Source organism: Nocardia sp. NPDC088792 (assembly GCF_044750615.1).
Classification (GTDB): domain Bacteria; phylum Actinomycetota; class Actinomycetes; order Mycobacteriales; family Mycobacteriaceae; genus Nocardia.
Map to the genome: position 1 here is coordinate 75,752 of NZ_JBIVKC010000003.1, position 20,683 is coordinate 96,434.

Annotated in this window: 16 protein-coding genes; 11 read left to right on the forward strand and 5 right to left on the reverse strand. The window is 68.1% G+C overall.

Features of this window, described 5'->3' with window-relative positions; all coding sequences use genetic code 11:
• Positions 1–67 precede the first annotated feature (67 nt).
• Complete coding sequence (ligA, locus tag ACIP5Y_RS18285) at positions 68–2,059, forward strand: NAD-dependent DNA ligase LigA (protein ID WP_400351412.1); 1,992 nt, start codon at positions 68–70, stop codon at positions 2,057–2,059.
• 47 nt (positions 2,060–2,106) lie between these two features.
• Here the strand turns inward: ligA and ACIP5Y_RS18290 are convergent, their stop codons facing one another.
• A complete protein-coding gene (locus tag ACIP5Y_RS18290) occupies positions 2,107–2,595 on the reverse strand; it encodes a MarR family winged helix-turn-helix transcriptional regulator (protein ID WP_400351414.1) in 489 nt (162 codons plus the stop codon).
• 82 nt (positions 2,596–2,677) lie between these two features.
• Here ACIP5Y_RS18290 and ACIP5Y_RS18295 point away from each other — a divergent pair, with 82 nt between their 5' ends.
• Positions 2,678–3,622 carry an amidohydrolase family protein gene (locus ACIP5Y_RS18295; protein ID WP_400351415.1) on the forward strand — a complete coding sequence of 315 codons (945 nt, stop codon included), beginning with the start codon at positions 2,678–2,680 and terminating at the stop codon, positions 3,620–3,622.
• A gap of 2 nt (positions 3,623–3,624) precedes the next feature.
• Here the strand turns inward: ACIP5Y_RS18295 and ACIP5Y_RS18300 are convergent, their stop codons facing one another.
• A complete protein-coding gene (locus ACIP5Y_RS18300; RefSeq protein ID WP_400351417.1) occupies positions 3,625–4,365 on the reverse strand; it encodes an MBL fold metallo-hydrolase in 741 nt (246 codons plus the stop codon).
• Positions 4,366–4,445: 80 nt separating this feature from the next.
• Between ACIP5Y_RS18300 and ACIP5Y_RS18305 the strand changes: the two genes are divergently transcribed.
• Entirely contained in the window at positions 4,446–5,264 is an 819-nt protein-coding gene (locus ACIP5Y_RS18305) for a sugar phosphate isomerase/epimerase family protein (protein ID WP_400353795.1), read from the forward strand.
• Between the two features lie 37 nt (positions 5,265–5,301).
• Here ACIP5Y_RS18305 and ACIP5Y_RS18310 read toward each other — a convergent pair whose 3' ends face one another.
• Both ACIP5Y_RS18310 and ACIP5Y_RS18315 read right to left on the reverse strand, forming a co-directional pair.
• Positions 5,302–5,835: a hypothetical protein gene (locus tag ACIP5Y_RS18310; protein ID WP_400351418.1), complete on the reverse strand. Its 534-nt coding sequence runs from the start codon at positions 5,833–5,835 to the stop codon at positions 5,302–5,304.
• Positions 5,836–6,155: 320 nt separating this feature from the next.
• Complete coding sequence (locus tag ACIP5Y_RS18315; RefSeq protein WP_400351419.1) at positions 6,156–7,598, reverse strand: hypothetical protein; 1,443 nt, start codon at positions 7,596–7,598, stop codon at positions 6,156–6,158.
• A 165-nt stretch (positions 7,599–7,763) separates the two neighbouring features.
• Here ACIP5Y_RS18315 and ACIP5Y_RS18320 point away from each other — a divergent pair, with 165 nt between their 5' ends.
• The 5 genes from ACIP5Y_RS18320 (at position 7,764) to uvrA (ending at position 16,437) form a co-directional block, all read left to right on the forward strand.
• Positions 7,764–8,657, forward strand: a complete 894-nt coding sequence (locus ACIP5Y_RS18320; protein ID WP_400351420.1) for a Scr1 family TA system antitoxin-like transcriptional regulator — start codon at positions 7,764–7,766, stop codon at positions 8,655–8,657.
• Positions 8,658–8,705: 48 nt separating this feature from the next.
• Entirely contained in the window at positions 8,706–9,146 is a 441-nt protein-coding gene (locus tag ACIP5Y_RS18325) for a hypothetical protein (protein WP_400351421.1), read from the forward strand.
• Between the two features lie 39 nt (positions 9,147–9,185).
• Complete coding sequence (locus tag ACIP5Y_RS18330; RefSeq protein ID WP_400351423.1) at positions 9,186–10,184, forward strand: hypothetical protein; 999 nt, start codon at positions 9,186–9,188, stop codon at positions 10,182–10,184.
• 143 nt (positions 10,185–10,327) lie between these two features.
• Positions 10,328–13,651: a condensation domain-containing protein gene (locus ACIP5Y_RS18335; RefSeq protein ID WP_400351425.1), complete on the forward strand. Its 3,324-nt coding sequence runs from the start codon at positions 10,328–10,330 to the stop codon at positions 13,649–13,651.
• Entirely contained in the window at positions 13,648–16,437 is a 2,790-nt protein-coding gene (gene uvrA / locus ACIP5Y_RS18340) for an excinuclease ABC subunit UvrA (RefSeq protein ID WP_400351426.1), read from the forward strand. The genes ACIP5Y_RS18335 and uvrA overlap by 4 nt, the downstream gene beginning before the upstream one ends.
• Positions 16,438–16,493: 56 nt before the next feature.
• Here the strand turns inward: uvrA and ACIP5Y_RS18345 are convergent, their stop codons facing one another.
• Positions 16,494–17,897, reverse strand: coding sequence for an aldehyde dehydrogenase family protein (locus ACIP5Y_RS18345; protein ID WP_400351427.1), 1,404 nt, complete (start codon positions 17,895–17,897; stop codon positions 16,494–16,496).
• A gap of 216 nt (positions 17,898–18,113) precedes the next feature.
• Between ACIP5Y_RS18345 and ACIP5Y_RS18350 the strand changes: the two genes are divergently transcribed.
• The 3 genes from ACIP5Y_RS18350 to ACIP5Y_RS18360 are packed head-to-tail and all read left to right on the forward strand — an operon-like array spanning position 18,114 to position 20,678.
• Positions 18,114–18,860 (forward strand): NDP-sugar synthase, encoded by a 747-nt coding sequence (locus ACIP5Y_RS18350; protein ID WP_400351428.1) that lies wholly within the window; start codon positions 18,114–18,116, stop codon positions 18,858–18,860.
• Complete coding sequence (locus tag ACIP5Y_RS18355) at positions 18,857–19,123, forward strand: phosphopantetheine-binding protein (protein ID WP_400351429.1); 267 nt, start codon at positions 18,857–18,859, stop codon at positions 19,121–19,123. Before ACIP5Y_RS18350 ends, ACIP5Y_RS18355 begins: the two co-directional genes overlap by 4 nt.
• A 1-nt stretch (position 19,124) precedes the next feature.
• Positions 19,125–20,678: a class I adenylate-forming enzyme family protein gene (locus ACIP5Y_RS18360; RefSeq protein WP_400351431.1), complete on the forward strand. Its 1,554-nt coding sequence runs from the start codon at positions 19,125–19,127 to the stop codon at positions 20,676–20,678.
• Positions 20,679–20,683: the final 5 nt, after the last annotated feature.

A 20,683-nucleotide genomic window follows, 5' to 3' on the forward strand; every position in this document is an offset into this window, starting at 1 on the left:
TTCCCATGGGTGGGCACGCAGTGCCCGTAGGTCGCGGTGTCGGTGGGTTTCGGTAGCGTCTTGTGCTGTGGAAACAGGGGAACGTATCCGAGAACTCGCCGACCGCATCGTGGCGCTGCGGGATGCCTACTATCAGGGGTCGCCGCTGGTGGCGGACGCTGAGTATGACGCGGTCGAGGATGAGTTGCGGGGGTTGATCGAGGCGCATCCGGAGCTGGCGCCCGAGCCGAATCCGTTGGAGCAGGTGGGCGCGCCCAATGTGCTGCATGCGCCGATTCGGCATTCGCGGCCGATGTTGTCGCTGGAGAAGGCGACGAAGCATGAGCAGGTAGCGGCGTTTTTCGAGCGGTTCCCGGGGCAGTCGGTGGTGGTGATGCCGAAGTTGGATGGGTTGTCGCTGGCGCTGGTGTTCGAGGAGGGGCGGCTGGTGCGGGCGGTGACCCGAGGGGACGGGACTACCGGGGATGATGTGACCGAGCTGGTTCGGGCGCTGGTCGATGGTGTTCCGGCGCGGATCGATATGCCGGGGCGGGTGGAGGTGCGGGGCGAGGCGGTGATGTTGCGGTCGACCTTCGGCGCCTACAACGCGGCGCATCCGGACAAGCCGCTGATCAATCCGCGCAACGCTGCGGCCGGCACGCTGCGGGCGAAGGATCCGGCGACTGTGGCGGAGCGGCGTTTGCAGTTCTTCGGCTTCGACCTGGATATCTCCGATGGCGACGCCGTGGCCGACCTCGAGGACGGGCTGCAGGCGCTGGGGATCGCGGGTGCGCAGATGGCGCACTGCGCCGATGCCGAGCAGGCGCAGGCGGCGATCACCGCGATCGAGCAAGGGCGCAATGAGCTCGACTACGACCTCGATGGCGCGGTGCTTCGCCTGGCGGATCGAGATGCGTACGCGGCGGCCGGGACTCGGTCCAACTCCCCGCGTGGGGCGCTGGCGTTCAAGTTCGCCGCCGAGGAGAAGACCACGCTGCTGCGTGAGGTGATCTGGGATGTCGGCAAGACCGGCAAGATCGTGCCGGTCGCCTGGCTGGAGCCGGTGTTCGTAGGCGGCACGACCGTCACCAAGGCGACGCTGGCCAACCAGGAAGTGATCCGCGCCCGCGACATCAAGGTGGGCGACACCGTGCTGGTGCGCCGCGCGGGCGATGTGATCCCGTTCGTGGCGGGCGTGCTCGATGCCTCCAAGCGCACGGGCGCGGAGCAGGACATCGTGTCGCCCACCGTCTGCCCCTCGTGCGAGCAGCCGGTGATCGAGCAGGGCAATAGCCGAGAGCTGTTCTGCACCAATGTTTCCTGCCCCGCACAGACGGTGCGCCGGCTGATCCATTGGGCCTCGCGCGCGGCGGCGGATATCGACGCCATCGGGCAGGTGTGGATCGAACGTCTCGCCGAGGCAGGGATTCTGGAGAACCCTTCGGACTTCTACACGCTGACCAAGGAGCGCCTGCTCGAGTTCGACCGTATGGGTGAGGTCTCGGCCGCGCGCATGATCGACTCGATCGATGCCAGCCGCCGGGTCGGCCTGCGCCGCGCCCTGATCGGCCTCGCGATCCCCATGGCTTCCGACGGCACGGCCGCACGCCTGGCCCGCGCCGGATTCGGCTCCCTGGAGGAGGTCGCCGACGCGGGTGAGGAACGCCTTGTGGCAGTGGAGGATATCGGCCCGAAGGTCGCCGCCTCCTTGGTCGCACATCTCACCCGCCTGCGTCCGGAGCTGGAGCGGTTGCGCGAGAACGGTGTTTCCCTCGATGTGCGCGAGGAAGACCTTCCCCCGGTGATCGCGGCCGGCGCGCCACTGGAAGGTAAAACGGTGGTGATCACCGGCGCGATCAGTGACCCCCGTTCCGGCGAAAAGGTCGCTCGCCCAACGTTCCAGCGCCTCTGCGAGAAGGCGGGTGCGACGGCGGCCTCCTCCGTCTCGGCGAACACCGACCTGCTCATCACCGGTGCGGGCGTCGGTGACAGCAAGCTGACCAAGGCGGAGAAACTCGGCGTCGAGGTCGTCGACCAGGGCGAGATCTGGAACCTCCTGATCGCCGCCAACATCATCTAGCGGCGGAATCGAAAACCCCTGCGGCTGAATGTGTCTCGCTCGGTCGCTTATTCCAGGTCGTCGGGCACGCCCTGCTCGAGCCAGGCGGCCATCTGCTGCAGGACATCGACGAATTCCGCTCGTTGCCGCGGGCTCAATGCTGCGTAATGGCGGCGTTGAGCTTCGCGGAGACTCCGGCGCTGGCGGTCGACGAGTTCCCGGCCGTGGTCGGTGAGCGCGACGTCGACTCGCCGCTCGTCCTCGGTGGAACGTTCCCGGGTTACCACCCCGTCGCTTTCGAGTTGCTTGAGCATTCGGGTGGCGGTCGGGCCGGCCACACCCGCGTAGGTGGCGATTCGGCCGACCGGCATCGGACCGCGATCGGCGACGGCATCCAATAGGCCGAGCTGGGCGGGGGTGAGGCCGCTTCGGTCCTGGGCCAGGCGTCCGCGATTGCGGCGCATCGCGACGAAAAGCTCGTGCGAGGCGCGAACGAACTGGTCGAAGCCCTCCGGACCGGTCTCGTTCTCCAGGGTGTCCGCTGATTCCTTTGCCACGTGAAGATACTAACACTTGCAATAGCTAGCATGCTATCTAATACTGAGCTAGCTATTGCATCCGCTGCGAAGGGGTATGGACATGAGAATCGACGTACACGCGCACTACTGGACCGACGATTACCTCGACCTGCTGGTCGACCTCGGCAGAACCGATACGGACGCGCAACGCGGGCAGGGCGCCGGTGGCGGCGCCGAGCTGGATGCCCGGCTACGACTGATGGACCGCGCGGGCGTGGACATGCAAATCCTGTCTGCCGCACCGCTTTTGCCACACTTCGCCGAACCTGAGAAGGCGGTACCGACGGCACGGTTCGTCAACGACCAATACGCCGCGGTGGCGGCCGCCCGGCCGGATCGCTTCCGCGCCTTCGCCGCCTTGCCGATGCCCCATGTCGAGGAGTCGATCGTCGAAATGGGCCGGGCCCTGGACGAATTGGGCATGGCCGGCGTCGTGCTGAATACCACCGTCCTCGATCGGGTCCTGGTGGAACCGGAGTTCGCGCCGATCTTCGCCGAACTGGATCGACGCGGCGCCGTTCTCTACCTGCACCCGGCGGGCAACAGTGCCTGCACTCCGTTGATCGCGGACCACCACCAGACCTGGATGGTCGGCGCCCCGGTCGAGGACACGATCTCGGTGGTGCAGCTGATCACCAATGGCATCCCGACCCGCTACCCGAACGTCAAGATCATCAACTCGCATCTCGGCGGCGCACTGCCGATGCTGATGCAACGACTCGACAACCAATATCGCTGGGCCGCGCCGGAAACTGTCGAGTTGCCCAGTATTGCCGCTCGCCGGATGTGGTACGACACCGTGGGGCACGGTCACGTGCCCGCGCTGCGCGCCGCCATCGACTCGCTCGGGGCCGAGCGCCTGTTGCTCGGAACCGATTTCCCCTACGAAGCCGGCGACATCTTCGTGCGCGCGATCGAGTACATCAACGATCCATCCATCGACCCCGCCGCCGCGAAACTGATTCTCGACGCCAACGCGCAGGCACTGCTCGGCATCGACAACTGATGCTACGGCCGGCCCGCCAGCGCGGCGGTGATCCGGTCGGCGTCGAAGGGAATGGGGCGGCCGTGTCCGGGGACGAGGGTGCGTGCGGGCTGGGTCACCAGTTGTGTTGCGGTGGTGAGGGTCAGGGCTTCGTCGTGGTTGAAGACCGGGGGGAGCAGTTGAGGGCCGGAGTCACGCAGCAGGGGGTGAGCGGTGACCAGGGCGTCGCCGGAGAAGAGGACGCCTTCCGAGGGCATGAGGTAAGCGGTGTGGCCGGTGGTGTGGCCGGGCGTCGGGATCGCGATGAGCGCGCCGGGGAGGGCGGCCAGGGCGGACGGTTCGCCGGTAGTGGCTGTGGGGACGGTCATCTGAATGTGGCCGTAGATTGCGCGCAGGGTATGGGTGACCCAGCGGCGGCCGCGCGGGGTGGTGAGTTGCTTGATCATGCCGGCGGGGGTGATCTGTTGCAGGTATTCGCGTTTGGCGTGCCGGACTTCCTCGGCGCCGGTGTAGACGGGCATGCCCACGCGGTCGACCAGCGTGGGTATCGCGCCGATGTGGTCGAGGTGTGCATGGGTGATGAGTACGGCGGCGATGTCGGCCGGCTGGTGGCCGATCTGCTGCACCGAGGCGAGCACGTCGGCGGTGTCGGAGGGGTAGCCGGCGTCGATGACGGTGACGCCGGAGCCGTCACTGACCAAGGCCCAGTTGACGTTTGTGCCGGCCACCGCGTAGACGGAGTCGGAAACCTGCTCGATCTTCATGGGCGCCTCACTCGATTCCGGATGTGGTGTTCGATTATGCCGATACCGTCGACATGTTCGGGAAAGGATGGTCGCAGGGTATGGATCGGCTCGGTATCGAGGCTCTCAGCGTGTTCGGATTGCCGCCGGTGGGATTCGTTGATCTCGCCGCGGATCTCGGGTGCCGCTACATCACGGTTTTGCTGCAGAATCTGGGGTGGGTTCCACTCGGGTATCCGGCGTTTTCGCTGCAGGACGATGTTGCACTGAGACGTGACCTGGTGGCCGCAATGGAACACCGTGGGGTCAGTATCTCGCTGGGCGACGGGTTTCTGGTGTTGCCGGGCGCCGATATGCGTTCTTTCCGGGGCGATCTGGACATGCTGGCCGAGCTCGGTGTGCCGTGCGTCAATGTGGTCAGCCTCGATCCGGATCGCGATCACACCTTCGACCAGTTCGCCGCGCTGGCGGAACTGGCGGCGCAGCGCGGTCTCGGGTCGGTGGTCGAACCGGTGCCCGGGCTGACGGTCGGCGACCTGTCCACCGCGCTGGCCGCCGTGAAATACGTTGGCAGACCGGACTTCCGGTTGCTGATCGACACCATGCACCTGGTGCGGTCGGGTTCCGGCGCCGCGGACCTCGCCGCCGTGGACCCTCGCCTCATCGGTTATGCCCAAATCAGCGACACCACACTGGAACCGCGGTCCGGCAACTACGCCGAGGAAGCCATGTACGAACGCATGATTCCCGGCGAAGGCGAACTGCCGCTGGGCGATATTCTCGCCGCGCTGCCCGCTGACGTGGTGATCGGGCTCGAAGTCCCGCAGCGATCATCGGCGCTGGCCGGCGTCGAGCCTGCCGAACGGCTCCGCCCGTGCGTCGAGGCGGCACGCGCCTTGCTGACCGCGGTAGCGCCATAGTCGTTGCGAGAACAGTCGTTGCGAGCGCAGCGTCCGGTTACATTGCGGGGCGGGTGGAGTGGCGGCCGAGGGGGAGGCGGACTCGGAGGGCGCGGATATCCTCGATGAGGTCGGCGTAGCCCTCTTGGACCTGGGCGAAGCGGAGGGCGGCGTCGTGCTGGTGTTCGGCGGCGGTGGTGTGGCGGAGGGTGCGCTGGACCTGGGCGTAGGTGTCGGCCACGTGGCTGATGACTTCGCCCAGGGAGTGGGTGTGGCGGCGGCCGGTGGTGGGGTGGGGGAGGTGGCGGGCCGACCATTCGTCTATGAGGGCGATCACGGTGCGGATCCGGGCCCGGGTGGTGGTGTCGTCGAAGTCGGCGGGGCGGCGGGTTATCGAGACCGAGGCGGTGATGAGGGTGGCGTGCAGGTCGGCGAGCTCGCGGGCCCATTCGATGAGGGGGGAACGGCCGGAAAGGTTTCCGGCTATGGCCAGCATGAGTTGGCGCGCTTCGAGGAGGCCTTCGGTGCCGTAGGTGTGCATACCGTCGCGGGTGTCGTCCATGGTGGTGAGAGGGGTGCAGGCGGTGCGCATCGGTGCCCTCATAGCGGGCTGTCCGGGGCGATATCGGGGCGGCGTGCGGTGGCCGGGCGTCCGGTCTTCGTCGAGAGCGGGAGATTGTGCGGCAACCACATGCGAAAGAGCCCCTGGCCGGTTCGGTCGAACGTCGATATCTGCGGGAGCCGGTGGGATCTGCGGTGGTGAGACACCTCTGGATCATCCGGCTTCGTGGTGAGTCAATCGTTGAACACGCGCTGCGGCAATGACATCGGGCATGGCAGTTGCGGCCCGAATCGGCGCTCGAACCTGACATCGGGTCACGAATCGCGACCGTGCGATGTCAGGGTGGTCTTTCATGCGGTCGCGAGTTCGTAGCGGATCGCCGAACGCGTCGGATGCGCCCCGGCGTCGAGGGCCTGCCCGATGGCGTGGCAGAGGTCGCGCACATCCGAGCGGGGTGAGGACAGTGTCGCGGTGTGCATCATCGCGCGTAGTCGGCCGTCGGCGCGCGCACTGACGACGTGGCTGCTCAATTCCAGTGCGGCGCCGGCGAAGGACACCGCGTCATCGATTTGCCCGAGCCGGAAGGCCGCGGTGGCGATGGTGATGTTGTCGAACAGCACACTGCGTGCGGGGCGGCCCGGTTCGGAGGCGGACACCGAGGCGCGGGCCCGCTCGACCGCCGCGGTGGTGTAGCGTTCGGCGGCCGGTCCGGGCGCTGTCAGTGCGTACTCGTGGTAGATCACCGACTGGATGCCGGTGAATTCACCGGGGGTGAAGAAGACCCGGGTCCAGGGATCGATCCGTTCGCCGACGCGGGAGATTTCCTCCTCGGCGCGCGCGAGCGCCGACTCCATCCGGCCGGCGTTGCCCATCATGGCGTGTGCCCAGGCCTCATTGGCATACAGGCGCGCGGATTCGCCGCCGCTGGCCGAGTCCTGGGCGGGGAGTTGCCCGAGTTGGAACATCCGCAGTGCCGTGCGCGGATCACGTTCGATCAGACTGATCCTGCCCAGTACATACATGCTGGCGGAGACCAGGCTGTCGGCGCCGGCGCGACGGGCGAAAACCAGTGCCATGGTGGCGTATCGGCGCGCGCGTTGCTGGTCGCCGACGTCGTGGTAGGCCCAGCCGGCCAGCCGCGCGAGATCGGCGCAGGCGATGAGCATCTGGTCTTCGTGCTGGCCGCGGTCGTGTCCCAGCGTGGCCGTCGATGATCTGAGCAGTTCGGCGGCAGCGTGCGCGACGGCGAAACCGCCGTGGTGCTGATCGATCTCACGCATTCTGACCGTGGCGTTGCGCACGAAGTCCAGATCGGGGCGGGTCCCGCGGCGCGGTGCGTCCGGCTCGGGGTAGGGCAGCCAGCTCGCGAGGATGTCCGGAGAACCGACGATGGCGGCGGCGAGGGCCTCGAGCAGGGTGACACCGCGGCTGTCGGAACGGTGGGCGATTGCCGATGTGTACCCGGTGTCGGGGATGACATCGGGCATGACATTCGAGATCGCCGCCCCGGCAGCGATATCGGCGTCGGGATCGGGCGCCCCGATGCTGACGAGAAGCCGGCGGTAGGTCTTGCTCGGCTTGCGCACCTCGCCGAGCTCCCAGCGTGCGACGTGCCGTTCCGAGCAGGAGACATTGATGCGCTGGCGGCGGGCCTGTTCGTTGATCAACTCGGCGAAATCGCCACGGCTCACCCCTAATTGGGTGCGGCGATAGCTGCGCAGATGCGAGCCCCAGTCGTCGGCGGCGCCGGTGTGCGGGCCGCGTCGTTCACTGTCCGGGCCGGTGAGGTCCATGAGCGGCCCCGCCCTTCTGCAGTTCGCCGAAATCCCAACGGGGCGAACACGGTACGCATTCCGCGTGGTCCGCTTCGTCCGATAATCGTGGCTGATAATCTATCCTGATAATCAGGGTTGCGGAACACCGAAGGGTGCGAGCATCGCCCGATATGGTGGGGAGCCATGGCGAGAACCGCACGAAAAGTGCTGTTGGGACGGGAAATCGACGCAATCCTGCGGCGGGCGCGGACCACTCAGGCCGACGCGGGAAAACTGATCGGAGTCAGTCAGTCCCGGATCGCGGCGGCGATCGCGGGCACCGGGAATCTCACCGCGCCCGCCATCGACGAACTCGCCCGCAAACTGGGCATCTGCGATGACGCCTACATCCGGATCCTGCTCGATCTCCGCGAGGACAATCATCGCCGCGGCTACTGGAGTTCCGGCTACCGGCGCGCCTATATCGACGAGCTACGCCTGCTGGTCGATCTCGAAGACGTCGCCGATCGATTGCGCGAGACCGGCGCCGAGATCGTTCCCGGTCTGCTCCAGCACCCCAGCTACATTCGAGCACTGCACGAACCGCTGCAACCCGATCCGGACGATCCGGACGCCGTGACCGTCGATGACTACGTGGAGGCCCGGATCGCGCGCCAGCAGATCCTGTTCAAGCGCGGCGCGCCGGAATTCCACGCGATCCTGTCCGAGTCGTGCCTGCGGCGGACCTATGGCGGGAATGCGGTGATGCTCGACCAGATCGATCACCTCATCGAATTGTCCCAGCGCGCCAATATCCTGATCCAGATCATGCCCTTCACCCATCAGGCGCCGGGGGCGGGGACCGAGGATCGCTACATTCTCGTGCGGGTTCCATCGCCCGGGGCGGCCGGGGATCTCGAGATGGTGGTGATCGAGGCGCAGGGGGAGATCCGCTATATCGACGACAAGCCCGCCGTCGCCATCCGCGATCGAATCTTCAACCGGCTCAGCATGACTGCGCTCGATCCCGCCGATTCACGGCAATTCATGGAGCACCTCGCGCGTGGTCTGCGCAGTCGGCCCGCCGTTCATCGCTAGCGTCTGCGCGACGCGGTTGCGCCCGGCAGTCATATCGCGATGACACATGTGTCGCTGCAGGATGCGTCTGCCAGCGCGCCGGCGCAGTTCGAAAGGATCCACCCCATGCTGTCGACACCGATAATCGGTCAGTTCCGCAAAGCGGCAGCCAGTTCACCCCAGCAGGCCTGCGTAATGGTTTACCGCGATGACCACCGCACGCTGCTCTGGGACGACAAACTCGCCGCCGGCCGATCCGCCGGCACCGCTGTGCCGCTCGGGCAATGCCTGAGCTTCGAGCATGACCAGTTCGAGGCCATTCAGGAATCGCTACGCGCGGGCGCACCCGTCGGCGAATTCCTGGTCATCACAGAAAAATCCGACGGATGCTATGAATTCAGCGCCGCGCCCGCGCGCCGGGAGTCGGCCGGAAGCGCCAGGCTGTTGTTCGACCGTGCGGAGTACCGGGCCTTCGTGGAGGCGGTCGGGAACTACGAGTTCGAACGATAGTGCGGCACGCCCGGAAGTCGGACACGCCGGGGCTATGCCGTGTCGGTGGTGGTGTTCGCGGGCGAGGGCTGGAAGCGTGGGCTCATGCAGAGCGAACCGGTGACGCGCGAGGTGAATACTCCGGCAACGTATTTGGGGTCGGGGCCCTATTGCTATGCGAACAGTGTGGCGATGGCCATGGGGGAGGGGGCGCCCGCGATCGGGTTGCTCGAGACGGTGACGGGTAGTCCGTTCGGTATGCAGATCCTCGGTGACGCACTGTTTTTCGACCCCAACGGGTGGACGCCCGAGATCGGGATCGATGAGGCGCTCGATGCGCTCGGGTGGACGGTGACGAAGACCTCGGGGGCCCCGGAGGCCGAGGCGGTTGCGCGGCTGCGGGAGGCGTGCGGGCGGGGGCCGGTGGTGATCGGGCCGTTGGAGATGGGACATTTGCGGCATCAGCCGGGGATGAACGGGCCGATCGGCGCGGATCATTACATTGTTGTGCTCGAGGTCGATGATGAAGGCGTGACAGCGCACGATCCGCAGGGGTATCCGTTTACTCGCATTGCTCTCGGGGATCTGGTTGCGGCTTGGCGGGCCGAAAGTATCGACTATGGACAGCCGTTCACGATGTATACCGACTTCGTGCGCGTCCGCGACGTGGGTGAGGCGGAGGCGGTGACGGCGTGTTTGCCTGCGGCGCATCGGCGGCTGACCGCTGAGCCGGTGGAGAATGCCGACGCCGGTGCGGCGCTCGGGCTGGCGCGCACACTCGATAGTGGGTGCGATCCGGGGTTGCGGGGGCTGCTGACCGGGTTTTCGGTGCGGGCGGGCGCTCGGCGGACCGCCGATGCGGCGAGTTGTCTTGCGCGGGCCGGGTATGGGGAGGCGGCGGGGATCGTGGGGGAGCAGGCGCGGCTCATCGGGTCATTGCAGCGCGCACTCGTTGTGGGTGAGGATGCCGGCGCCGCCGCGGTGCTGCGGGCGCTCGCACCGACCTATTCGCGGTTGGGCAGTGCGATCGGCGCGGTGGTGAACGCGCGGCAGCACTGAGCGCGGAATGCGGGGCGGCGCAAGGCCATAGCCGTTCATCCAGGTCGATGGGGCGCTCGTCCGAGGCTTATCGGGGACGGTGGCCGCTTCGATACTCGACGGATCGGGAAGTTCGCTCGAACGTACGACGGTGGGTGCTGGGCATGACAGATACTGCGTTGACCGAATCCGACGCGCTCGAGGCCGTACAGCGGATCATGGCGGAGGTGCTCGGCGCCGGGAATGTGGATCCCGGCGCGAGTTTCCATCAACTCGGCGGTGATTCGTTGCGCGCGCTCAAGGTGGCCGGGCGGATCGCTTTCGAATTCGATACGGCGGCCGCGGTGGACGGGAGTGTGCTGGAGGCGTTGCTCGACGGTGTGACCGCCCAGGCACTCACCCGGATGCTGGTCGACTCGCTCGCCGAGGAGGCCGTCACCGTGGCGGCCGCGCCGGTGTCGCGGGAGTTGTCCTTCGGTGAGGAACGGCTGTGGATGGCGCATGAGTATCAGCGCGAGCGGTCCACGTACCACACTGTGGGCGGATTCCGGGTGGTCGGAGCGCTCGACCTCGACGTACTCGATCGGGCGGTCACGGCTCTGGTCGCCCGGCATCCGGCATTGCGGACTCGCTACGCCGCCGATCGGCCCGCGGTCCAACCCGCGACCCCGGTCGTCGCCCCGGTCGACATCATCCACCACCGGGCACGCATGCCCTGGGCGCAGGCCGAGCAGCTCGCCGAGGAGGATATTCAGGTTCCGTTCGACCTGACCGCCGGCCGGCTGCTGCGGCTGCGTACCTATCGCACCGGGGAGCGGGAATGGTTGTTGCAGTTCGTCTTCCATCACATCGCCATCGACGGGTGGTCGATGGACATCATCTACCGTGAGCTCGCGGCCCTCTACGCGGGCGCGGATCCCGGGCGTGGCGAAACCGCCGACTATCGGGACTTCGCGCAGTGGCAGCGGATCGGTGCGGGTGTCGAGACGGAGGCGGAGAACTGGGCACAACGGCTGCTGCCGCTGCCGGATCGCATCGATCTCGGTGACGGTCGCCGGCGCACGCCCACCCGCAACCTCGAGGGGACGGTGCTCTACACCGATCTGCCGCCGGAGATCACCGCGAAGCTGACCGGTCTGGCCACGGCGGCGCGTACCTCGTTGTTCGTTGTGCTGCTGGCGATTCTGCATGTGAGCCTGGCGCGCCGGACCGGGCGCTGGGAGGCGCTGATCGGCACCGTCGTGGCCGGGCGCAGCCGGCCGCAGGATCACGAGACCGTCGGGTATTTCACCAATACGGTGCCCGTGCGGGTCGGCGCCACACCGGATTCCACGCTGCAGGACCTCATCGCCGTGCTGCGGGACGAATGGCGGTATGTCTTCACGCATCAGGGCGTGCCGCTGGAAGAACTCGCGGTGCGCACGCGCCGAGCGCCCGATCCGTCGCGCACGCCCCTGATCGACGTGGTCATGGTGTTGCAGAACAACGACGATGTGCCGTTGATGCTCGATGACTGTGTGGCAGAGCCGCTGTGGATGCACACCGGGACCGCCAAGTTCGACCTCATGCTCGAAGCCATCGCGGTGTCGGGAATCCTGCACCTGAGTTGGGAGTACGCCACGCAGGTGCTGACGGCCGAGGAAACGGCCGATATCGCGGCAGGGTTCGAGCGGATCGCTCGCGCGCTGCCCGAGGACGGGGCGGTGACACTGCGCGAGCTGGTGCGGCCCGACCCGGCCGAACTGGCGCTCCTGCGCGAGGTCAACACCCCGGTGCGGGGCGGCGCCGTGAACCTCGGTGTGTGCGCGGCGTTCGAGGTCGTTGCCGCCCGGCAGCCGGACGCCGTCGCGCTGCACGAACCCGGCGGCCGATCGAGTTACCGGGATCTCGCGCGCCGGCGTGATCGGATCCGGACCTGCTTGCGCCGCTACGGAATCGGACCGGGTGATGTGGTCGCGGTGGATGCGCAGCTCTCGGCGCTGTCGCTGGCTGCGATGCTCGCGACCTGGTCCCTCGGCGCGGTCGTGGCAATGATCGACACGCGTACCGAACCAGGACCCGCCGGGCAGATCCGCGCCTGCGGGGCAACCGTGATGGTCGGTGGGGTGCGCGAAGTCGCGGAATCGGGACCGGCGGTCATCACCGCCGAAGACGTTGCGGCAGCTGCGGAATCACCGGCCGCGGCGGTGCACCGATCACCGGGCGATCCCGCCTGGCTTGCCGCTGTCACCGACAGCCAGGGTGCCGTCCGCGTCGTCACCGGTACCCATCGCGCGATTCTCGAACATTGGGCCTGGGAATCGGAGACGTTCGGTACGACGGGAGAGGTGGTGGTGACCGCCGGTGCACACGGCCGATTCAACACTGTCACTTCGGCATTCGCTCCGCTGCTGGCCGGTGCCGCGCTCGCTCCGCTGCCGGTTGCATCGGTCTTGGACGCAGCCGCGTTGACGGCGTGGGTTCGTAGCTGCGCGGGCACCCGCTTGCGCGTGACGCCCTCGATGATGTGGACGGTGCTGCACACCGTCCCCGATGCGTCCGCCGCGCTGGCCACCGTGCGGGTGTGCGTTTTCGGTGACGAGACCCTCGATGCCGACCTGCTGGCATCGGCACGAGCGGCCCTGCCGGAGTGCAGGCTGATCAATCTCTACGGTGCGTCCGCAGTGACAACGGACGCGGCGTGGGCCGACGTCAGTACGCACTCCGGTCCGGCGGATGTGCCCATCGGCAGGCCGATCGGTGGCGCAAGGATCTTGGTGGTGGACGATGCCGGTGAACCGGTGCCGACCGGGGTGATCGGCGAACTGGTCGTAGCGGGAACACCGGTCGGTACGGGTCCGGGCGGCGATGGCCGCCGGCACACCGGAGACCTCGGATGGCTCGCCGCCACCGGGCAATTCGTGTCCGCCGGGCCGCCGAACCGGGAGGTGCGGGTGCGCGGGTGCCGGGTCGAGCTCGGCTATGTCGAACGGATGCTCCGTGCGGCGGAAGGAGTTTCGGCGGCGGTAGCCTGGAGCGAACCCTCACCGGCAGGGAACCGGGTGCTGGCCGCGGTCGTTCCGCAACGGGGCGAACGGCTTTCGGGTGACGATGTGCGCTCGACGGTGCAGTACCGCATCCCCTCCTACATGGTACCCAGCCGGGTGACCGTCATCGATACGCTTCCGCTGCGCCCGGACGGCACCCTCGACCGCACCGCGGTGGCCGCGCAGGCCGCCCGGCACGAGACGGCACGGGCGCAGGGAGCGGACGAGATCTCCTCGGAGGAGCGACGCATGCAGAAGATCTGGTCGGACGTACTGCACGGTGAACTCGCCGCGCCCGAGGACAACTTCTTCGCACTGGGCGGGGATTCGCTCGCGGTGACCACCATGTTGACGGCGGTGCTGCGCGAGTTCGGGGTCGAATTGGGCCTGGCGCAATTCCTCATGCGGCCGACGCTGCGCGGCGCCGCCGAGCATGTGGCCGTGCGCGGGGCGACAGCGTGAGCCCGGAGCCCGAGGTGATCCGGGTACGCGGCGCGCGGGAGCACAATCTGCAATCGATCGATGTCGAGATCCCGCGCAATGCGCTCACCGTCGTCACGGGTGTCTCCGGCAGCGGGAAGTCCTCCCTGGCCTTCGGCACGCTCTACGCGGAAGGCCAGCGCCAATACCAGGAGAGCCTGTCGCCGTATCTGCGGCGCGGTTTCGAACGATTGCCCCGGCCCAAGGTCGACACCATCACCGGGCTCGGCCCCACGATCGCGGTGAAACAGCATGTACCGGGCCGTAATCCGCGCTCCACGGTGGGTAGTGTCTCCGAGGCGGGAGATCTGCTGCGGCTGTTGTTCGCACGCGCCGGGATACACACCTGCCGCTACTGCGGTGCGGATGTGGTCGGGCGCAGCACCGACCAGCTGCTGGAACAGGCCACGACCGCAGCCGGGGACGCGATGCGCGCGGGCCTGGTCCCGCAGTGGGCGCTGCCGGTCGGCGAGGGCGTGGCCCCGCTCGGGGAAAACTACGCGGTCGACGTGGAATCGCTCGGCAAGGCCGGGGGCGGTGGCGAGTCCGTCGCGCGGCGGCTTCGGGCTCGGGTCAAGGCGGTGCGGCCCAAAGACGATCGGGTCCTCGTCATCGAGCGGGCGGGGACGCATCCGCTGTATCTGGCGACCGGGCATGTGTGCGCGGACTGCGGGCGCAAGGCCGCGGCGATCTCGGCGCGGTATTTCAGTGCGAACACACCGGACGGAATGTGCCGCGAATGTGAGGGATTGGGTACCCGCATCACGGTCTCCGCGGCGCGGATGGTGGCCGATCCGAACGCCTCCATACGGGCGGGGGCGCTGGCCTTCTATGGGGATCGCCGTCGTGAACCCAAGAAGACCTATTGGCCGGTGCGGGATGTGCCGAAGCTGCTCGAGCTGTTCGGCGCCACCCTCGATACGCCCTGGTGCGACCTTCCGATCGCGCTGCGCGACATTGTGATCTATGGCGAAACGTCGCATTCGGTGCCCGGTGACGTCGCCGCCTATCTGCCGCGCCGCACCGATGCGGGGTTGGTGCCGCAGATCGATCGGCTCGCGCGCGCGGCCGCCTCCGAGGACCGGCGGCACAACTATCACCAGCTCATGAGTGCCACCCCATGCCCGGAGTGCGGCGGTGCGCGGCTCAACGCCGACGCGCGCGCCGTCCGGCTGGAAGGACTGGATATCACCGAGGTCTCGGCGCTCCCGATCGCCGAGCTGCCCGCGTGGCTGGATGCGGTATCGCGGCTGGCGTTGCCCGACGTGGTGGCCGAGGCCGCGCAGGAGATCATTGCCGAACTGCGGCAACGACTTTCGCATATGAGCGAGGTCGGCCTGGACTATCTGTCGCTGGATCGGCAGATGCCCGCGCTGTCGGCGGGGGAGGGGCAGCGGTTGCGCATTGCCCGGCAGCTCGGGTGCGGGCTGGTCGGGGTGGTGTATGTGCTGGATGAGCCGTCGGTGGGCCTGCATCCGCGGGATACCGGCCGGCTCATCGAGAGCTTGGCGCGGCTGCGGGAGAGCGGCAATACCGTGGTTGTCGTCGAGCATGACGCCGACATCATGCGTAGCGCCGACCATCTCATCGATATCGGGCCGGGCGCGGGCGATGCCGGGGGCCGGGTGGTCGCGGCCGGACCACCCGAAGTGGTTGCGGCGGAGCCGCTGTCGGCGACGGCGCGGTACCTGCGCGGGGAGTTCGTGCCGGGTGGGCGGCAACCCCGGCGGCGCATTCCGGCACCGGATGCGCAGATCGTGCTCACCGGGGCGCGGCTGCACAATCTGCGCGATCTCGACGTGGCCATTCCCCGGGATGTGCTGACCTGCGTGACCGGGCCGAGCGGCAGCGGTAAGAGCTCACTGGTGAAAGGCATCCTGGAACCCGAAGTGGCCGCGGCGCTCAAAGGCGAACCGGCGAATCCGGAAGTACTGCGCGGACTGCGGGGCCACGAGGTCTTCGATCGGGTGATCGGCGCCGCGCAGGACCCGATGGGCCGGTCGAACCGCTCGATACCCGCGACCTATATCGGCATCTTCGACGATATTCGCAAGCTGTTCGCGCGGGCGCCGCTGGCGGTACAGCGTGGCTGGGGCATCGCGCACTTCTCCTTCAATGCCGATGCCGGGCAATGCTGGACCTGCCGCGGGTCGGGCGAACTGTCGATGCCGATGCACTTCCTGTCCGATGTGGTGGTGCCGTGCGGAGTCTGCGGGGGCAGACGCTACAACGCCGATGTACTCGAGGTCCGGCTCGACGGTGTCACCATCGCCGAGGTGCTCGATCTCGAAGTGACCCAGGCCATGCACGTCCTCGGCGATCGCCCCAAGATCGGGCGGGCGCTGCGCATGCTCGACGAGGTCGGGCTCGGGCATCTGCGGCTCGGGCAGAGCTGCGCGACCCTGAGCGGCGGAGAAGCCCAGCGGCTCAAGCTCTCCCGCGAACTACTGCGCGATATCGACGCCGCCCGCACCCTCTACATCGTCGACGAACCCACCAGCGGGCTGCACGCCGCCGACGTCGGACTGCTCATCGACCTGCTGCACCGGCTGGTCGACCGCGGCGATACGGTCGTGGTCATCGAGCACAATGTGGACGTGATCGCGGCCGCCGACTGGGTCATCGACCTCGGGCCCGGCGGTGGCGACTCGGGCGGGCAGCTCGTCGCGCAGGGCACGCCGGAGGACATCGCGGACGATCCCGCCAGCGCGCTCGCCCCGTATCTGCGTCGCGCGCCGGCGGTCCTCGCACCGGGAGTGCGTGGGTGACCCGCATGCCGGGCGTGTGCGGCTGGTCCGCACGCCCGGCGCGGCGGGGATGACTTTTATGACCGGCGTACGTGGGTGACTCGCGGGCGGGTGTACTCCAGCAGGCCGAGGGCGCCGTATTCCACGCCCGCCCCCGAGTATCGGTAGCCGCCGAAGGGGACGCCGTGGCGCAGCTCGCCGTGGGTGTTGATCCACGCTGTGCCGCAATCGAGTTCGGCCGCGACCTCGGTCGCGCGCTCGGGTGTGCCCCAGACCGATCCGCCGAGACCGAAGGAGGTCGAATTCGCCTGGGCCACTGCCACTTCGACGTCGTCGTAGGGCAGGATCGGTAAGGCCGGGCCGAACTGTTCCTCCTGTACCAGGCGGCTGTCCGCCGCTGCGCCGGCGACAATGGTCGGTGCGTAGAAGTGGCCGGGGCGATCGAGGCGGCTTCCACCGGTGACGATTCGCCCGCCGCCTGCCACTGCGTCTTCGACGAGGGCTGCGACCCGATCGCGCTGTCGGGCGCTCACCAGCGGGCCGAGTTGGGTGGCGGGGTCCATGCCGTCGCCGACCACGACCTGTTCGGCGTGGCTGCGCAGCGCTTCGATCAGGTCGGAATACACGGTGCGGTGTGCGTAGATGCGTTTGACAGCGGTGCAGTACTGGCCGCTGTTCTCGAACGCGGCCCAGAAGAGGCGTTCGGCGATCTGCGCTATGGGCGCGTCCGATAGCACCACGGCCGCGTCATTGCCGCCGAGCTCCAGGGTCGGGCGCTGGAGTCGCCGCGCTGCCGCCGCCGCGATAGCCAGGCCCGTCTGCGCCGAGCCGGTGAACGAAACCTTGTCCACGCCTGCGTGTTCCACCAGAACACGACCGACCGGGCCCGCGCCCGCGACCACGTTCAGCACGCCCGGTGGGAGCACCTCGCACAGCACTTCGGTCATCAGCAGTGACGATAGCGGGGTCTCCGGCGACGGCTTGAGCACGACCGTATTGCCGGCCAGCAGGGCCGGCGCCAGCTTGCATACGGCCAGAATGATCGGATAGTTCCACGGGGTGATCGCCGCCACCACACCGAAAGGCTTGTGGTGCAGCCGGATATCGGCGTCGGCGTCACCGAGATCCTCGACGGCGAGGTCCTGCCCGGCGGTGTCGGAAAACCAGGTCGCGGACAACTCGACTTCGGCCCGGGCCTTGGCCAGCGGCTTGCCCTGCTCGCGGGTCAATAGCGCCGCAACCTCATCGGTCGCCGTGCTCAACGCCGCGCCGCACTTGCGCAGGTGCGCGCGGCGCGCATCGATCCCCAGCGCCGCCCAGCGCCGGTGCGCGGCCCGCGCGGCGGCGACCGCGGCCTCCACCTGCTCGGCCGTCGCCGCCGGGGCGGTCGCGAAAACCTCGGCGTCAGCGGGATTCTCGACGGGAAGGGTATCGATGACCGCGGCCTTCCGGCCGCCGATCGTCATCTGTGTCGTTTCCATGCACGGCTCCACCGGTGGTAGCGAATTCCCCCGACTCCTTGGTAGCAAGTGCCCCTCGTCCCCGTCCACGGTCGCTGACCGTTCGAGCATGGTCGTGTTTCCAGGTCGGTCGCGCGCGCGTCCGGGACTTACCGGCCGGCGTCGCTACTGCCGATACTCGGTGCACTGCAAAAGAATTCGGGACACCGTTCCAGCAGTTCCGGGGCAGGAGAGACTGTGCACGCCATCATTCTGGCCGGGGGTAGGGGATCGCGGCTGCTGCCCTACACCCGGAACCGGCCCAAACCGCTGATGACGCTGGGTAGGTATTCCATCCTCGAAATCCTGCTCCGGCGCTTGCGGTCGTGCGGATTCGAGCGCGCGACACTGTGTATCGCGCACCTCGGCGACATGATCCGCGACGAATTCGGCGACGGCGCGCGGCTGGGGCTGGCCATCGACTACTGCATCGACGAGCCGCCCTGCGGGACGGCCGCCCCGCTGCGGCAGGTGCCGGACTGGCATACGCCGGCGGTGGTGATGAACGCCGACATCCTCACCGCGGTCGACTTCGCTCATCTGCATCGCATCCATGTGGAGAGTGGCTGTCTGCTGTCGGTTGCGGTGCGGCGCCGGGAGGTGCCCATGGACCTGGGAGTGCTGCATGTCGCCGCCGGGCAGGTGCGCGCCATCTGGGAGAAGCCCACGCTGGCGGTCGACGTGTCCTCCGGCATGTACGTGATCGACCCCGTGGTGCGGGAACTCATTCCCGCGGGCGTCACCGTCGACATGCCCGACCTCATCGAATCGCTCATCGACAGTGGCGAAGACGTGTACGCCTACCGCTTCGCCGACGCCTGGCACGACATCGGCACACCCGCCGGCTACGCGGCCGCCGAACGTGAATTCCTGGCGGATCCGGAGCACTACCTCACCGCCGCCGACCGGCCGCGCGACGGACACCCGGTCCTGGAGGCCCGATGAGCGAGACGACCATGACCGATCTCCTCACGACGATAGGCCGATTCATGGGCCGGGCGCTGACGCGATCCCCGCTCGCGGCGACCGAGGACTTCTTCCGCGAAGGCGGGGACTCGCATCGCGCCATGCAGGTCGTCGCGGAACTGCTGGACCGCTACCGCCCCCGCGACACCGAGCTCGCGGACCGATTGCACGAGGAGCTGGTGCTGGCCATGTTCGATACCGGGACCCCGCAGGCGCTGGCCATCGTATTCGGACGGTACTGACATGGGCACGGAACGGGAAGCCACACTCCTCGACCATGTGCGCCGGCACGCCGAGCGGGCTCCCGACGCGATCGCGGTGAGTTCCGGTGCGCCACAGGGCTGGACCTCGGTGAGCTGGTCGCAGCTGCGCGAACTGGCCGAAACGGTGGCGGGCCGCACACCGGTACTGCCCGGTGGTGCCGGGTCGGCTGTGCCCGGTGGCGGGCCGGTGGTGGTCGTTGTCGACAACACCGTGGAGTGCGTCGCGGTGCTGATCGGGCTGGCTGCCGCGGGGATCGAACTGCTGCTGGTCGAATGGCCCAACTCATATCTCGGCGATGAGGCGTCGGCGGTGGTCGCCGCCGCGCCGCGCTGCGTGATCGGACCGGCGGATTTCGCGGACCAGGTCTCGGATCGCCTGCGATATATGGAGTTCCGGACACTCACGGCCGGACCGGCGGCGGCGCTTGCGGAGAGTGCGCCGCCCGCATCGATCGACCAGCTCACCTCCGGATCGACCGGCGAGCAACGTATCGCACGTCACCGCGCGGACAATATCGTGCGCGGCGGGCGCATCTACCGCGATATTCACCGATTGACCACGGACGACACGGTTTTCGTGAGCATTCCGCTCGCGCACTCCTTCGGCCTGGTCGGGGGATTGGCGGCCGCCGTCGTCTCCGGTGCGCGGCTGCGCACGCTCACGCAATTCAATCTGCGTGTGCTGCTGGCGGGTCTGGGCGACGCCACCGTGCTGCTGGGCACCCCGCTGGGCTACGAGCTCATCGCCTCGGCCCCGGGCACCGGCGGCAATCGGCTGCGGGTGGCATTGTCCTCGGGCGGCCCGCTCTCGGAGCGAGTGGCAACCGCCGCGGGGCAGCGGCTGGGCGTGCGTGTCCACCAGATCTACGGCAGTACCGAAACCGGGCTCGTCGCCTGCACTTACGAGCGGCCCGAACCCTGGCCGGAAGGATCGGTGGGAACCTTCGCGCCCGGTGTCGAATGGCGGGTGGACGCGTCCGCCCCGGCCGGGACCGCGGACGACACCGCCGTCGCCGAACCGGGCGCTCCGGCAGCGCAGACGAGCGTAGACGGCACCGTCGGGCGGCTGCGCGTGCGTACCGGCACCATGTTCGACGGCTTCGGCGAAGGTGGAGATCCACACGACAGCAACGGCTTTCACGACACCGGCGATCTCGTGCGAGTGGACGAGCACGGGAATCTGTTCGTCCTGGCCCGCAAGGACACCTTCATCAATGTCGGTGGACGCAAGATCAACCCGCGCCGGGTCGAGCGGCTGATCGGCGAATGTCCCGGTGTCAGCGAGATATTCGTCTACGGCGGCGGAGACGACGATGCCGAGCAGGAGATCCATGCCGCCGTGGTGCTCGCCGGGGATGCCGATCTCGAGCAGGTGGTCGGGTTCTGCCGGACCCGGTTGCTGCCGTACGAGATTCCGCATCGGGTACATGTCGTCGCCGAGCTGCCGCGCAGCGCGCTCGGGAAGGTCTCGCTCGGCCAACTTCTTCGTGGCACCGCCGCCGACCGTGCGGCCGCCCGCCCGGACCCTCAGTGAAGGTG